This is a genomic window from Martelella radicis, from assembly GCF_014196625.1.
GTDB classification, from domain to species: Bacteria; Pseudomonadota; Alphaproteobacteria; order Rhizobiales; family Rhizobiaceae; genus Martelella; species Martelella radicis.
This window is the reverse complement of the sequence record NZ_JACIDZ010000009.1, coordinates 147195-161992: the sequence shown is the minus strand read 5'-3', so window position 1 is coordinate 161992 and position 14798 is coordinate 147195. Positions and strand designations below refer to the sequence as shown.

At 54.5% G+C, this 14798-nt stretch carries 14 protein-coding genes; 5 read left to right on the top strand and 9 right to left on the bottom strand.

What is annotated here, in order from left to right; all coding sequences use genetic code 11:
• Nucleotide 1 precedes the first annotated feature (1 nt).
• Nucleotides 2–751 carry a M48 family metallopeptidase gene (locus tag GGR30_RS14345; RefSeq protein WP_183487447.1) on the top strand — a complete coding sequence of 250 codons (750 nt, stop codon included), beginning with the start codon at nt 2–4 and terminating at the stop codon, nt 749–751.
• Between the two features lie 161 nt (nt 752–912).
• Nucleotides 913–1410 carry a hypothetical protein gene (locus tag GGR30_RS14340; protein WP_183487445.1) on the top strand — a complete coding sequence of 166 codons (498 nt, stop codon included), beginning with the start codon at nt 913–915 and terminating at the stop codon, nt 1408–1410.
• An 11-nt stretch (nt 1411–1421) separates the two neighbouring features.
• Here the strand turns inward: GGR30_RS14340 and GGR30_RS14335 are convergent, their stop codons facing one another.
• Entirely contained in the window at nt 1422–1889 is a 468-nt protein-coding gene (locus tag GGR30_RS14335; RefSeq protein WP_183487443.1) for a hypothetical protein, read from the bottom strand.
• A 121-nt stretch (nt 1890–2010) separates the two neighbouring features.
• Here GGR30_RS14335 and GGR30_RS14330 point away from each other — a divergent pair, with 121 nt between their 5' ends.
• Entirely contained in the window at nt 2011–2586 is a 576-nt protein-coding gene (locus GGR30_RS14330; protein ID WP_183487441.1) for a recombinase family protein, read from the top strand.
• Between the two features lie 1828 nt (nt 2587–4414).
• On the opposite strand, the gene GGR30_RS14325 is transcribed toward GGR30_RS14330, so the two are convergent.
• Nucleotides 4415–5407, bottom strand: a complete 993-nt coding sequence (locus GGR30_RS14325) for a tyrosine-type recombinase/integrase (protein WP_183487439.1) — start codon at nt 5405–5407, stop codon at nt 4415–4417.
• 281 nt (nt 5408–5688) lie between these two features.
• Between GGR30_RS14325 and GGR30_RS14320 the strand changes: the two genes are divergently transcribed.
• Entirely contained in the window at nt 5689–7389 is a 1701-nt protein-coding gene (locus tag GGR30_RS14320; protein ID WP_183487436.1) for an EAL domain-containing protein, read from the top strand.
• Between the two features lie 426 nt (nt 7390–7815).
• On the opposite strand, the gene GGR30_RS14315 is transcribed toward GGR30_RS14320, so the two are convergent.
• From GGR30_RS14315 to GGR30_RS14290, 6 genes are all read right to left on the bottom strand, one after another.
• Entirely contained in the window at nt 7816–8517 is a 702-nt protein-coding gene (locus GGR30_RS14315) for a DarT1-associated NADAR antitoxin family protein (RefSeq protein ID WP_183487434.1), read from the bottom strand.
• Between the two features lie 2 nt (nt 8518–8519).
• Nucleotides 8520–10286 carry a DarT ssDNA thymidine ADP-ribosyltransferase family protein gene (locus tag GGR30_RS14310; RefSeq protein ID WP_183487432.1) on the bottom strand — a complete coding sequence of 589 codons (1767 nt, stop codon included), beginning with the start codon at nt 10284–10286 and terminating at the stop codon, nt 8520–8522.
• Nucleotides 10287–10567: 281 nt separating this feature from the next.
• Entirely contained in the window at nt 10568–11206 is a 639-nt protein-coding gene (locus tag GGR30_RS14305; protein ID WP_183487430.1) for a hypothetical protein, read from the bottom strand.
• On the bottom strand, nt 11199–11897 hold the full coding sequence (locus GGR30_RS14300) for a PDDEXK-like family protein (RefSeq protein ID WP_183487428.1): 699 nt from the start codon (nt 11895–11897) through the stop codon (nt 11199–11201). The genes GGR30_RS14305 and GGR30_RS14300 overlap by 8 nt, the downstream gene beginning before the upstream one ends.
• 645 nt (nt 11898–12542) lie before the next feature.
• Entirely contained in the window at nt 12543–12962 is a 420-nt protein-coding gene (locus GGR30_RS14295) for a hypothetical protein (protein ID WP_183487426.1), read from the bottom strand.
• A gap of 305 nt (nt 12963–13267) precedes the next feature.
• Nucleotides 13268–13798: a helix-turn-helix domain-containing protein gene (locus tag GGR30_RS14290; RefSeq protein ID WP_183487424.1), complete on the bottom strand. Its 531-nt coding sequence runs from the start codon at nt 13796–13798 to the stop codon at nt 13268–13270.
• A 107-nt stretch (nt 13799–13905) separates the two neighbouring features.
• On the opposite strand from GGR30_RS14290, the gene GGR30_RS14285 reads away from it, so the two are divergent.
• The gene (locus GGR30_RS14285; protein WP_183487422.1) at nt 13906–14226 is read left to right on the top strand and encodes a helix-turn-helix domain-containing protein; all 321 of its coding nucleotides are present in this window, start codon (nt 13906–13908) and stop codon (nt 14224–14226) included.
• Nucleotides 14227–14348: 122 nt separating this feature from the next.
• Here the strand turns inward: GGR30_RS14285 and GGR30_RS14280 are convergent, their stop codons facing one another.
• Nucleotides 14349–14738 carry a hypothetical protein gene (locus GGR30_RS14280; RefSeq protein ID WP_183487420.1) on the bottom strand — a complete coding sequence of 130 codons (390 nt, stop codon included), beginning with the start codon at nt 14736–14738 and terminating at the stop codon, nt 14349–14351.
• Between the last annotated feature and the right edge of the window lie 60 nt (nt 14739–14798).

Sequence of the window (14798 nt, the reverse complement as noted above, 5' to 3'; positions counted from 1 at the left end):
GATGCCGGTTTTCCGCATCGGCGAGCGCGAGATAGAATATACGGTGCGGCGCTCTGCCCGAGCCAGCAAGGCAAATCTGAGCGTCACGCCGCAAGCTTTCGAGTTGCTCGTTCCCGAGAGTGCCACCGATGCACAGATCAACGCGGTGCTGGAGCGCCGCCGTGGCTGGATCATCGAAACCTTGCAGCACATGGAGGTGCGCGCCAGGGCGCAACCCCGCGTCTATCAGTTCGTGACCGGAGCCAAGGTGCCTTATCGCGGGCGCATGACAAAACTTCACGTCGAGCCGTTCGATGGCGCGCTCGTTGAAATCAGCTTCCGCAACGGCTTCCGCATCCAGACGCCGCGCGATCTTGCTCCAGCGTCAGCCGACAGTCTCATCGAAAGCGCCCTGCGGCTGTGGCTGAGACGGCGCATCCGTGATGATGCCCATGAGTTCGCGCGTCGTCACGGCGATCGTCATGGCCTGAAGCCGCGCGGCATCGTCATCAAAGACCAGAAACACATGTGGGGCAGCTGCGGGCAAGACAGGCAGATCAATCTTAACTGGCACCTCATCTACGCGCCAAAACCGGTTCTCGAATACGCCGTCGTTCACGAAATGTGCCACCTTAAGCACCGTAACCACGAATCGGAATTCTGGGACCTCGTCGGCCGCATCCTGCCCGACTGGAAAGAACGCAAGGCATGGCTCGATACGAACGAGCACATGCTGGGCTGGGAAAAGATCGTCCCCGATAAGACGGACTGAGGAACGGTGCTCGCGCTGTGCGCCCAAAGCGTCACCATTGACTCACAGAAGCACGCTGGCTGGCACGGCAGCGCTGAGCGTTGCATTACAGCAACCACCATGCCAAACGCGCCTGTGACTCACCTGAGCGATTTGGCGCGAACCATTCATCGGATTATGGCATGGCGAAAAAGCAGGTGCGCAACGGCGCATATTACGAGGAACGCCTGAAACGCGAATTTCCGGCTATCTATAGCGATTTCAAGGCAGGCAAATATCGCACGGTGACTGAGGCCTCGGTCGCCGCAGGCATCAAGCAGACAAGGACACGGCTTCACGAATTGAAGAATGCGTGGACCAAGGCCAGCGGCGTCGAAAAACGCGAATTCCTGAACTGGTTGATCGCTGAAGGCGCGCTGGTGGCGCGCGCCGCGCCCACGAAGAAAGTGCCCGGCAGTCGCACCCTGGCAACCAGCGACCGACACCTCACCGCAGAGGCTATCAAGCGGATCAAAGAAATCATGGCGAAACGTCACCTCAAAATGGGCGACGTGATGTTCGAGATGGGCTTTTCAAAGCTCAACGCCTCCTTGGGCATGGCTCTTCAGCGCAACACGCAGCTGCAACCCGACTTGTTGGCCAAGCTCGAAAAGTGGCTGGTGGCAAACAGCTCCGTCTGAAGCCTGCCGGTTCACTCATAGTCGCCCCGGGCCACTGACTGTTTCAAAGCGTTCAGTTCGGAACTGTAGAGACGTTTCAACTGCTCGATCCGCTCGCCATCTTCAGGGTAGCAGACGGAACCGGTGTAGTGGGCTGACTTCTCATATTCGTCGTCAATCAATGCCAGGACCGCTTCCATGTCGATGTTGGGCACGGAGATAAGCGCTTCGGCGATATGCACGCCGTTCAGCGGGTCAACGAAGACCCCGCAATTTTCTGAGAGCACTCTGAGATCGCCGGCAAAACCAGCCATCCTCTTCACGTCACTGTTGAGTTGATCATTGGCGATGGCAGGCGTTGCAAGGCAAAGGCTGAAGACGATCGAATATAGCGATTTCATGCGGTGAGTTCCGTTGCGTAAGAGCGCACAAAAGGGAACCGTTTTGCGATCAAGGTCGCGCTTCAATCGCCGCCTCGCTAACCTGTTGAATTCCTTCAATCGGCTTTCTCGGCTCACAGATAATCCACAAGCGCACAAAAAGGTTCCTATAAATCAATCCCTTACCGGGTAAAATCGACGCCGCACAACTAGTTTTCCGCAGAAGGTCTTGAGGGTGGCGATGAGCGATTTCGGATATGCGCGGGTCAGCACGACAGAGCAGAATCTCGATCTGCAGCGGACGGCCCTGGCAACGGCCGGATGCCGAACGGTATTCACCGACCAGGGTGTCTCTGGTGCTGATTTCGCTCGCCCGGGACTGACCAAGTTGCTGAAGAGGCTGCGACCCGGCGACCGGCTGACCGTGTGGCGGCTGGATCGCCTCGGGCGCTCGCTGTTCGAATTAATCCGGCTTGTGCGAGACCTGGATGAGCGCGGCGTCGAATTCCGGTCCCTGAGCGAGAGCATCGACACCAGCACGTCCGGCGGACGACTGCTCTTCCACCTGCTTGCGTCCATGGCTGAGTTCGAGCGGTCACTGGTGAGCGAGCGCACGAAGGCAGGGATGGACGCCGCCCGCGCCAGAGGCAGCCGCATCGGCAGAAGGCCCGCGCTGAGCGCCGATCAGCTGAGAGAGGCCCGAGCAGCAGTTGCGGCCAACCGAACCATCGCCGAGGTGGCGGGTGAATACCAGGTCCATCCGCGCACGCTCTCTCGATTGCTGAGACAAGAAACTTCGACCGCCCACAAAAAGTAAACTTCAACTTACCTTGATTCTCTGCTATAACAGATATGCAAACCCCGGCGCTGTTTAGACGCCGGGGAATGCAAAATCGCCGTGGGAAGACGATGGACTAGTTATAGGTTTATTTTCCTATCCTGTCAATCTTTTCGCGGCCCCTCTCGGAACGTTGTTAGGTCCAAGAGCAGCATACTGGCAATAAGCGAAAGGGTGACACCGGGACTCAGACCGGCACCATCAGTCAGCCAGAGACGATCGGAAGATCGGGCCAACAGCTCCCCGGCTAGCCGCTGGACGCTCTGGCCAGGTTATCGCCGCACGGACCACCGTGAAAATGGATGCCGTAAAAGACGGACGCAATGTGTCACCCACAACGTCCGGCCACGTTCTGATTGAAGGAAAGTCGAGCGTGGCGATTGATCTTCGGATCATAACCGCTTTGCCCGCAAGGGCAGGATATCGGAGTGCTGCTAGGTAAATGGAAGCCACCTAGCGGGCCTAACTAGCCGGAACTCTTCACCACCTGTTATACGCAGAAATCCCCGCCGCGAACGCAGCTCCCAACCGTTATTTCGTTGGTTCTTGTATGCTGCTGTCGTGGTGGGGGAAAAGTCCTATTTCCACAGTTTGATTTTGCTTTTTATAGGATTTGACTTTAGTATCAATAGATACAGAGAGAACATGGACGGCTCGCGGAGCGAGACGGTAAGGCCCGAAGGGCCGCGCAGGGAGCCGAAGGCGAGTGCATCTGTATTTGAACGAAATTGATGACGCTGTCGATTGTGATTAGTGCTCCCATAACCACCGCGGAACTCCCGATACATTTTCGGTGGTCGCTCAAGGTTGCCTGTCTGTGCACGCGTTTTAGGGCCTGCGAAACAAGCCAGATAGCACCTGTATCAAGCTCTCAGAACGGTAGGCTCGGCGTAAAACCCCTTCCCCACCACACCTCGTGAGTATCTCTCAGAGACCCGCCAGAAAACTTTTGGTCATAGCCCCGCCTTCTAGGCCGGATGATTATATTCCGGCTCTCTCTCAGCCGGGACGCGTCTACGTGGCTCGCATGAGGTTGCACGCTGGTAAGCACCACGAAAAGCTTCGTGTGTTTGTCCTGCAGCAGCAGCGTCTCCAGCCAACGAGCGCCTGTGCCGATTTCCTGATATAGGAGGATTGAAGCTGCGTCTCTTGCCGGGAATGAAACCATCCCCATCAGCACGCTTGAAAATCTCTAGGACTTCGATATTCGCCGGAGTGTCGCTAACGATAGATCAATCTATTCCATTGAGGAGGGTTCTCGGCACCGAGCAAGAGACAACAGAAGGTCGGCGCGCCAGAACCGAAGCGTCGGCGTTCTCTGGAGCTATTCGCAACGCACCGCTTACGAAGCTCCGCAGCATCCTCCGGCTTGCAGAATACAAAGGCGATGGTTTGCTGATTGACCACAGCAATGCTTTCCAAATCTCGACGTGAAAACATTTCCGCCTTTGGCGCAAAAGGACTTGAGGCGTCACCCTTTGCGCTAACATAGATCAATCTACGGAATAAAACCGAGTTCCACCAACATGAAGCTCATCGTCCGGGAAGTTCGCGACGCACCCAGGTCAACACAACCCAAAAATGCAGGCGAAGCTTTACATCGAGAGCAAAAAAACGCGTTTTCGGCTGAATATGTAAAGATAATGGAAAGCTTGTGTTAAGGTATTCTACCTTAGGTATGCTATTTAGTGGCATGCACGTTTACATGAGCCCGTCCGAACACAACTATTGGGCGCTGTTTCTGGCCGAACCTTGACACAGGAGCGCTTATTCGGCCGCGCATGTAAAGCTTGCTCTCTCTTCGCCGTCACCCGAGACGGCTGACCAAGTCGTCGGCGCTCAGATGGGTGTAGCGCTTGAGCATGCGAAGCTCTTTGTGACCGGAAATGCTCGATACCTCGATCATGTTCAATCCACGCTCGAACAACCGGCTGACGCCCTCGTGGCGGAGATCATGGAACCGCAGCCCGTCGATACCTGTGCGCTTCAGAAGCCGACGCCAAGCTTGTTCCAGTGCGCCGGGCGTCGTGGGAAACACGGCAGACTGATCTACGGGACATTCCGCCTTCCAGGTCGTGAGCGCGTCGAAGGCGCGTTGCGACAGAGACACCTCGCGTCCGGAGCCGTTCTTGGTCATGTGCAGCGTGATCACCCGGCGATTATGCGAAATGTCGTCCCACTGAAGCCCCAGCAGTTCGCCACGGCGCATCCCGGTCTCGATGGCGACAATGATCAGCGTCTTGAAGAATGGGATCTGACCGGCATCGCAGCCAGCCAGCAGTCGCTGCTCTTCATCCCGCTTCAGCCGTCGGCTGCGTTCGTTGCGGATCACTGGACGACGCACCAGCTTCACCACGTTGCGGCTCAGCGGGTAGCCCCAGTCGCGGATGGCGACCTCAATAACATGGCTGACGATCGCCAGCTCCCGCACGACAGTGGATGGCGCGACGCTCGCAAGCCGCTCATCACGGAACGAGGCGATATCCTGCTGCGACAGCCCTATGAGCGTCCGGTAGGCGAGGTCATGGCGGCGCAGCACATCGATGCGCTGGATTTCTTGCACGGCACCGCGCTTGGTTGGCGACACTTCACGCTGATAGCGCTCAAGCAGATTGCCGAGCGTTGTCACTTCAAGAAGGCGCGTATCCGGTGCAGCACCGAACCTGTCGACCTGCGCCTCCAGATCACGCGCCCACTTCTCGGCCTCTGCCTTGCTGTCGAAAGACTTGCAGCGTGGCTTCAAACCGCGACGGCGCACCTGTGCCTGCCAGCGTCCTCTGAGCTTGCGTATTGTCGCCATCGTGATCTCCTGGCTATTCATTTGAGATAACGCGTAGGATGCCGGTGGTGGGGAGCCAAGGATTATCCCGGCACAAGACGAGGCGGTCACAGGGAGCACGACAAAGCGCAGTCTCGGTGGGCTCTGTTTTGCCGATGCCCGAAAACATGTAAGGCGGTGGCCTTAAACATTGCTCTTGCATGACATCTTACCGATGCAGTTTTCGCTTGCGCTTACCAATCCTCATACACTACGAATCGTTTTAAAATTCCGTTCATGTTTCAGTTGGGGAGGCTTCTATCGTGAACAAAGACAAGGCCTTACCGACAGAATCTGTTCGTTGGACACACAGCGCCAATCGTCAGCATTGGCTGAAGCTTGCTCTTCAAGCCGGGAGAATGGTGGCCTGGGAACAGGACCTCAGAACAGGTTACGTCACGCGCTCGGAAAATTCCGAAGATTTCATCGGCGTGGGGTCCGGCCCGCTGGCCGAAGTGTTGCTGAGAATACATCCGGACGACCGGCATATTCGCGAGAATCTCGGACGGTCAGCCGCGCCTGAAGAGGTCGAGTTCCGGTGCATAACGCCGGAAGGCGATGAAATCTGGCTGGCAACACGGGTCCAGAAGGTTTCCAGATATCGCCTTGTCGGCATCAGTTTCGACATTACCGAACACAAGAACGACAAAGCCCGGATATACCAGCTCGCTCACAGCGACATGTTGACCGGACTGCCCAATCGCCTCTCGTTCGGCGAACACCTCGACAACATGATCGAAAAGGCCGCGCGGGACGAGAAAAGCGTGAGCGTCTGCATTATCGATTTCAACTTCTTCAAGGACATCAATGACACGTTCGGTCATGATGCCGGAGACGCTTTCCTGCAGGAAATCGCGGAACGGCTCAGGAAACTGGCGGGGCCGACCGTCACGCCGGCACGACTGAGCGGTGATGAGTTCGCTGTCGCGGCATACGGATATGATCAGGCCAACGGCCTGGAACTTGCCAAAAAAATTGCACGGATCACAAGCCGGCAGATCAACCATGACGGACATGCCCTGGGGATTAAGTCCTGCGTTGGACTGGCCGTCTACCCGCAACATGCGCAAGCCCGCAAGGACCTGATGAAGGCCGCCGATATAGCCCTCTTCGAAGCCAAGAAGCACGGGCGAAACCAGGTCAGGCTATACAAAGATAGCATGGGCCAGATTATCAGGGACCGTTCGCGCGTCATCGAAGAGATGGAAACGGCGCTGCGATACGGCGCGGTGATGCCGTTTTATCAGCCCAAGATCGACCTCACGACCGGGCAGGTTATCGGCTTCGAGGTTCTCGCGCGCTGGCATCACCCTTCCCGAGGCATACTTGCGCCGGCGGCTTTCTGGGCATGCTTTGAAGATCAAAGACTCAGTCTTCGATTGACCAGCTATTTGTTCAAAAGAGTATTGCGTGACGTCCGTTTCCTCGGCAGCCAGGGTTTCGATATTGGCGTCATCGCGTTCAATCTCTCGAATGTTGCATTCGGCCATCCTAAAATTGCCGAGGGGGCCATCAATGCGCTTCGCTATTACGATGTGCCGGCAGACCAGATCGAGATCGAGGTGACCGAGGATGTCCTGCTGGGTCGCAATGAAGCTGCCTCCATCCGCAAGATCAGGACCTTGCGCGAGGCCGGGATACGCGTAGCGCTCGACGATTTCGGCACCGGCCACGCGTCGCTGGCCCACCTGGGCAAGTTTCAGATCGATAACATCAAGATCGACAAGAGCTTCGTCGGGGAACTCCAGAAAGACAACGGCAACAAGGCGATCGTCGAAGCGATCCTGACCATTGGACGCGGGTTTGGGTTGGATGTCACGGTTGAGGGTGTGGAAACGGAAGAACAGGCCGTCGCCCTGAAAAAGATGGGCTGTCGATTCGCCCAGGGCTATTTTTTCGGGCGACCGATGCCCTGCGAGAGAGTGGCAGACTTCCTGGAAAAGTCTCCTCGGTTTCTTCTGTGAAAGCCAGTTAAAACCAATCTTCAAACACCTCCCAACGAAAGGACGGCTGTGCCGTGGACAAAAAGCATGCGAATCTATCACTGCAAATACTGTAGTCATCACCTGCGCTTTGGTCGCAAAATTTGCTCACGGTGCTATCAGCCCACCCCTTTGAGAAACCGCTTCGGCAACTGGGCTCTCGCCTTCTTCACCGGCTTCGCGGTGCTGATCCTGGTCGCGCTTACATTGCTTGTTTAGCGGAAGTCTGACGCATTATAGTCAAAGGCAGCAGTGACGGCGCACCTGTGCCTGCCAACGTCCTCTGAGCTTGCGTATCGTCGCTATCGTGATCTCCGGACTGTTTACCTGGGATCACGCGTAGGATGCCGGTGGTGGGGAGCCAAGGATTATCCCGGCACGGTTATTAGCGCATGTCTTGGGGAACGTTTAGAACAGGCTGCCCTGCGCACTATCGTCTTGCCGTGCATTCGATACCAAGACCTGATCAAGAACAGCAAGGAACGCCTTTTTGTCTGTGGCCGCCCGCCGAAGCAATCCGCGAAGCGAAAGCGATACATAAAGTGCCGCCGAATAGGCTTGGCAGTTGATCGATTTGTCGGGGTTGAACTCGATATCCGTGAAGGCCGAATAGTCCAACAAACGTTCAGCCAATTGAGGCTGGCGAATAAGAGCATTGATATAAAGCCAATCGTAAAAGCCAGTCTGTGGCTCCAGTGGCCAGTCTTCACCGTCGAAACGAAAAGCCACCAATCGACCAGAAGACTGCAAGCGCGGGTCCCGCTTGGCTTCGCGCGGCGACATATTGAACAGATCCGTATAGGGGCCGCCCTCTTCAAAAACCTTGCTGCCCTGAAATGCGCATTCGAGAGGCAGTGGGTTCCCAGTTTGCGGGTGATTTAACTTCAAATTGAACGCGCTGAGCGCGATGCCGAGGCTCTCTTCGGATTTGCTCGATATTTCCAACACCGAATTGACCCCAACCGATTGCAGGCTGGCTTCGTGCAGTGAAGCGACTGACTTTTTTTTCTGGGCTGCGGACATCCCCGCAAACCATTTGAAGGTGACGAACTGGGTTTTTACATAGACTTTGCCGTCAGTCACCGGAATGAAAATTGGTCGTGCGGCCATTGTTATTTTCCGTGTTTTCGAGCGAACCTGCGTGATTCAAACAGGTTACCACCTTTGACAGAGAAGAAGGACTGGCGTCTAGAAACGATCCGCTCCTTTTTGCCAATAGCCTGACTGTGGCGCTGCGCGGTTTCATCACTTTCGAACACCACTCCGGTTATCTCTCGCGGCGGTATAGCACCGAAGACAAGCACTTCTGCCTGTGGGTCAGTCGGATCGTAGCGCTCAAGGCGTTCGACCGAGCGAGCCGAGAGCGTATCGTCCTCATTGAACATCCCCCTGAATGCGGCAGCACTCTTGAGATCGCCGATATCTGAATTGCGAATACGGCGATCAGCAGCATTGTGTCGGCAGAATGCACAGTCCCTCTGCCACAAAATTCTGGGTCTCAGCAACAAGATAGCCCAATCGATATCCGGGTTGAGCTGGCGATATTTATAGAACATCTGGTAATTGGGAAAACCAATAGAAAGGGACGTTGCGTTGCGGTGTCTGTCCCAGCGGTTATGGTCATTCACCTCCTGGCGTATCCTCGATTGGCGGCCAGTCGACACCGGGATCAATCCGTATTTCATGATAGAGGGCAAATTCGCGCACCGCGTGAAATGCACGAGAAACGGGATGTCCAGCTCCAGAGCGGTTTCCTCAATATCCTCTCGTTCACGCCCGATCCAGAAATCGGCATGGTTGTGTTCGCGATCGTCACCCTCGAGAAAGGTGTCGAAGGGGTGGCGCAGATCATGCGAAAAGGGCTCTTCGATGAAAGCGGGGCCTTCTTCTTGCATTACCGGCGGCGGTAGTCCGGAGCTATCAGCGATAGACTCTTTACTTTCAGGTCCTTTCAGATATGCATTAACATCTTCCAGAATTGCTCTAGTTAAAGTATCGCTTAACATTTTATCTTGAGCGGCTGTGATGTCCGATTCTAGAGCCTTCGGTTTCTTAATACTGGCCACGATGGAAAGAAACAGCTCGGCACCGCCCTTTGTGGAGGCCATCAAGTCAGCGAATCGGGACAAAAGATCCTGATCAGCTTCTAGCCTTCTCGCCATTTCCCTGAAACTTTTGGCTTGGTTTTCGACTTCGGCATAGAATGCGTCTGTGAGTGCCCGCTTCGTCTCCGCGTCATACGCATCAGCCTGAGAGAGCGCTTCGCGGCGGTCGCGGTTGATTTTGAGCAAACTACCGGTAGACTTGTCGTCCTCAGGATTTTCATTGCGTTCCGCCTCAGCTTGACGCGCCATTCGCGACCTAAGTTCCTCGAGTATGTCCGGAGACAGTGCGCGTTTCTTGGCCTTTGGATCTGTAGGCAAGTCTGCAAGGTTAAACTTTGTTTCGATTACCCTCGTCTGCACTTTGATCGGAGAACAGATATTTAGCTTCCGGTTTGAGAGTCTGGTTGCCTCGAGGATATTTTCAAGTTCGCGATTAAGTGAATTGAGGTTTCCGACGAAGCCCTCATCCGCGCGCGCCTCCTCTTCCAAATCCTGTTTGCCCGCTTGCAAATTCGCGTGCGTGGTATCTGACACAAGCTCTCGCGGTTGGCTGGGGCCGAGCAATGAGGGCGAGGTAAATTGATGTCTGGGCCTCAGTAGGAAATACGTTCCCCAAACGACAGCCAACTGCAGGAACAACAATGGTGGATAGAAAAGATTGATGACAGAAAAGGCCGTCCAACCCCAGGCTGCGGCCAAAAATAATTTTGAACGAAGCAGACGAACTCCGATCAGCGTGAACACGATAACAAGTTGATATGCAATGACAGTCATGACGCCCCCGAGAAGCCAATAGCATATTGACTACAATCCAGGGGTTAACTGCAGGTTAGCAACAACTGAAACAGAATGGAACTTAGCTGCTGCCAAAGGAGATCAGGAGTTTTGCCTGCTTCATATTGGAATGTCATTGTCGATGGCACTTACGCAGTTTCAGCCCACGACGGCGCACCTGTGCCTGCCAGCGCCCTCTGAGCTTGCGTATGGTTGCCATTGTGATCTCCGGTTATGAACCTGAGATCACGCTTAGGATGCCGGTGATGGGGAGCCAAGGATTATCCCGGCGACGAACTTCGAGCTTCTTCAAGCACTGTGTCCACGAACCTAACAAGCTGAAGCAAATCTTCGGCCAGAACCTCTTCCAGAAGTCGCCCTTCCACCAGAGCACCACCTCTCATATATGCCAACCCGGCCGGTGTCTTCAGATCACCGACGCCAACAAACCTCGAAAAAAACGGCCACCAAGGCCGCGATTCTTCACGATTGCGAAGCAAATTGAGTTCTTCGACGTTAACGTGCTTGAGCATACCCCATAAAGTCGAGTCGATAGGCTTACGCTGCTCATCCGGTCCACAATAGGCACGAATTCCAGCCGCCACGCGATAGTAATTCGGATCACCGAACTCAATTCTGACCGAGAGTTCACCTTGCCAGTCTTGACGCTTCCAGGAAGCTCCGGCCCAACGCGTCGCTTTTCTGGCCGCGTCGTTGGACACTGAAATTCCGCCGTCCACAGCGGCAATCCTCTTGGTTAGCCGTTGGAGAAAAGCGTTGATCTCAAGGTCGAGTATTTCAACCCATACCTCGGAAACAGCAGCCGCCAACTCTAGCTCTGACCAATCCTCTTTTTGAGCACTCGCCAGCAACCGCGCGCTGACAGCAGACTTCACGGCCTCAAACTCAGACCTATGCATTCGATATCTCCTCTGATAAATCGGCGAAATTCTGCTCAACCCAGTCAGCGAAGTCAGACAGATAGACACGCACTTTCGGCGCTTTTGCTCGCGCTTCGCAGGAGCGAAGCCAGGATGAAAGACTCGGTCGGTCGCCTTGGCTCGTGTAGCAGATTGTTGCATATCGCCCGGCAAATTCCTCCTGTGTAGAAGCATTCATGGTGTGCGATTCGGTCCCACGACCAGAAAGATAGACCAGATGCCCACCCTCGCGCACATGAGCGCGCTTAATATAAGAGGCGTAACGCTCCATCTGATCGGGTTGCTCGGACGCATAGGGTTTATTCTCGATAATCAGAAAATCCACCATTCGCGACTGAAGAACGATATCAATCTGTCCTTCCGATACCCGTTTTTCCCGCAGGACTCGTATATTCGATAAGTCGTCAGCCACCTCGGCGGCGTTGAAGTCACATAGCCTCAGAAACAGCTCCAGAAACGCACTGCCTTGCCCATGAACTCCATTGGGATCAAGCAGATCGGCAATCATGTGGGAGAGACCCAACTCGTCTGTGCGCATATAATTGAGTAGGTTGAGATCCGATCCTAGTTCATAGGCAAGCCTGCGTCCCAAAGCCGTCGCCGCTGAGGCAACGGTTTCCATCGTTGTGAAAAAGTGGTCGACACGCCTGTCAATTTCCGTTGCCTCCAATCCCTACCCCCTATCGTGATACACGCATCGCTGCGCGCGCCATCACGTTTCGATCTCAAGCACACTCAGATCATAAAGCGCCGATCCCAACCATAAGCGAAAAGTAGCATTTGCGATCCCGCCTATCGTTTGATCTTGGATGGCCTGTGCCCCGGTCGTGGCGCTTCCAAGCCCTATCAGGCATCAACACACTGTATCGAAACCGGGCTACGGTGTTGTTTGACACAAGGTTCTGGAATTTCCGGGAATAGGTGGGAATAGGCGGGAATTCATGGGAAAGGACTGAAACATAAGGGATTTCGGGCGGCTTAACAGAAAGGTGCTTTCCACCCATTTTGTCAGACGGCCTGGCTGGAAGGTAGCGAAAACGGCTGTTAGAGGCAACTGCAGCGCTAAGCCTCAAAAACTCCTTTGAAATAGAGTCGATAGCCTTTTAGAGGCCTTCAACTCTTTGAAAAATAAGGTTCGAAGGGTTTTAGGCTATTCGCGACATTGAGTTTTGTGGCGACTGATTTCTGGTCGAAATCCAATTTTGAGATCGCCGAAGTGTCGATCTCAAAAAAAGAGCTTTTATTTCAGAAGCTTGATAGGAAGGAGACAGAGGTTGAGATCGATAAGTGCAGCGATTTGATCATCCCACTAGCCTCAATCTCCCGCATCAGCAATTCCGGCGATATGCACACACACTTCATCGATTCTATCGAAGTCTGGCTTTGATAAAATAGTTCGACCTGAAAGCGCTTCGGTCATGCCAGGCCTAATCGCGGATGACGATACCGCAGACACAGCAGCAATCAAAAAATCATCGCTATCAAGGAAAATTACATCGACCGAGACGTAAACCGGGCCTGAGTTCCTATTCGCGACAGAATAAGAAAGAATGGCAGTAGGGACAGACTCTTGACCGTATAAATCGCCGGCTGAAAGTGAAAGGTTATTTACGATCCCGTTGCCGATATCGCCGCTCAGCGTGCCAATGTCTCCGATTGCAACGCATGTTGGTTCCGCGAAGCTCGGTGTAGCAAAAAGTGCGACGGCACAGGTGGTCAGAAGCAGATGTTTCATGTTCCCCTCTCGGACTACTGAAATTAATTCGATCCAGCATTCGTTCTAGCAACGATCACTGCTGAAAAGAATGGCTTCGTTGCAACCATCGAACGTGGCTGATAGCGTTGACAAGTACGTTGATTGTAAGTGAGTGCCTGCCATGTTTGTTCCACGGTTCCATTTAGTCCCTTCGCCAATAACTTCTTTCGATGGCGGCTAGAGGCCGCCTTCCCTCAACAACACGACAGCTTTGCTGATCGGCCCTGATCAGAGCGTACTTCCGTGCCCTGTGAAAAGGGCAGCGGATGCGCTTTAGCGTACGATCATGAAACCTCGCGTTTGCCGGTACCGGGTTCGTCCTTCGCTTTTTGTAAACGCTCCCTGAGGAGTTGCTCAACGAAGGGAAGCAGCAAGTCCCTCCCTTTCTCACTTGCGGTATCCAGTCCCTGCTGTAACAGCCGGTTATAGAGCACAGTAGCTTCGGCTGTTTTTCTCTCTCCGGGAAGAGTAATGCCGAATTCCTTGTGAACACGTACAACCAACTCGACGAGCCCCTGCATTAACTCGGGATGCAGCACGGGTGGCGGCGCCTTTGTCGGATCATCGAACATCGGACCATCACCCGTCATTAGCCAAGACAAGTTGACACCGAGATCAGAATAGTAGCGCGCCAAAAGACCGTTCGGGATGTCCCGAATGCCTCGCTCGTAAGTGGCGAGAGTATCTTTCTTTACGTCAAAAAAGGTTGCCAAGTCCTCACGCGAAGGAAACTTCGACGCTTTTCGCGCGTCGATAAGTCTTTGACCTAACGCGGTTTTCGGCTTTTCAGGTCGAGCCATCAACAAAAAAGACAATTTGTACGTTTACAAAACGACATATTGTCGTTAATCCTTTCTGTGTTCGCAGATTTCACCACCCAAAAAGAAGGCCCTGCACGGCCTTCAATCTGGAGCACGATTTTATGCATGCTGAGACCTCCACCGGCAAGAGACTTCAGGGCGAGCAGCGTCGCCTGGATGAAGTCGCCAAGATCAAGGGCATGTTGATCCGCGCGAAGCTAACGCTGACCCAGATCGACACAGCCTATCATCTACCGACCGGAACGGCCGGAAACACCCTTTACGAACCGCACAGGGCTGGAGAACGCGCGATCGCCGCAGCCCTAAAGACCAGGCCACATCTGCTGTGGAGGACACGTTATCACGGCAATGGCCGGCGCAAGTCTCCGCAGCCGGCCGAGAACTATCGCTATGGCCGCCGCACATCGATGGAGGCGGCATAACATGGCGCGCGATCCGATCTTTGACGATCCCGAATACAAGCGGCTGAGGGCCGAGTGCAAGCCTGTCTCCTTTATGGACAATACCCATGCCCGCGAAACCGCGGAGCGCAGGCGCGAACTGTTCAATCGTCTTCATCAACAACGTCGTAAAGAGCGGCTACGTTTTCTGCGTCCAGCGGCGATCTATCTGGCATTCCTTTCATCATCCATTCGCTCTGCTTTTGGCGCAGAGTGTGAAGGGAAGGCTTCAGGACAAGACGACCCTCCCACTCTGAAATCATGGCTTCGCTTTCGAATTCCATGGAGGCGGTCATGATGGGATCGGCGTTGTCTTCGAGCTCCATATCCTGCCGGACCTTGTATTCCATGCGCAGCAATGCGCCGGAAATGTCGCCGTCCTTGATGACGCCGCGCAGTAACAGAACTTCAGTCAATTCCAATAATAAACGCTGTGAGACCCGCGCTTCAGCTAAGGCCCGCATGGTGTCCATGTGTGTTTCACTGTCCGTCATCTTTTCTCTCCATCTCGGTAGTGTGCGGAGAGTTTGCCGGGCCGCCATGCCGCCGTCACC

Coding starts and splice junctions, on each gene's coding strand:
- GGR30_RS14345 (WP_183487447.1), top strand. CDS start 2: ATGCCGGTTTTCCGCATCGGCGAGCGCGAGATAGAATATACGGTGCGG.
- GGR30_RS14330 (WP_183487441.1), top strand. CDS start 2,011: ATGAGCGATTTCGGATATGCGCGGGTCAGCACGACAGAGCAGAATCTC.
- GGR30_RS14280 (WP_183487420.1), bottom strand. CDS start 14,738: ATGACGGACAGTGAAACACACATGGACACCATGCGGGCCTTAGCTGAA.
- GGR30_RS14295 (WP_183487426.1), bottom strand. CDS start 12,962: ATGAAACATCTGCTTCTGACCACCTGTGCCGTCGCACTTTTTGCTACA.
- GGR30_RS14310 (WP_183487432.1), bottom strand. CDS start 10,286: ATGACTGTCATTGCATATCAACTTGTTATCGTGTTCACGCTGATCGGA.
- GGR30_RS14325 (WP_183487439.1), bottom strand. CDS start 5,407: ATGGCGACAATACGCAAGCTCAGAGGACGCTGGCAGGCACAGGTGCGC.
- GGR30_RS14340 (WP_183487445.1), top strand. CDS start 913: ATGGCGAAAAAGCAGGTGCGCAACGGCGCATATTACGAGGAACGCCTG.
- GGR30_RS14315 (WP_183487434.1), bottom strand. CDS start 8,517: ATGGCCGCACGACCAATTTTCATTCCGGTGACTGACGGCAAAGTCTAT.
- GGR30_RS14285 (WP_183487422.1), top strand. CDS start 13,906: ATGCATGCTGAGACCTCCACCGGCAAGAGACTTCAGGGCGAGCAGCGT.
- GGR30_RS14305 (WP_183487430.1), bottom strand. CDS start 11,206: ATGCATAGGTCTGAGTTTGAGGCCGTGAAGTCTGCTGTCAGCGCGCGG.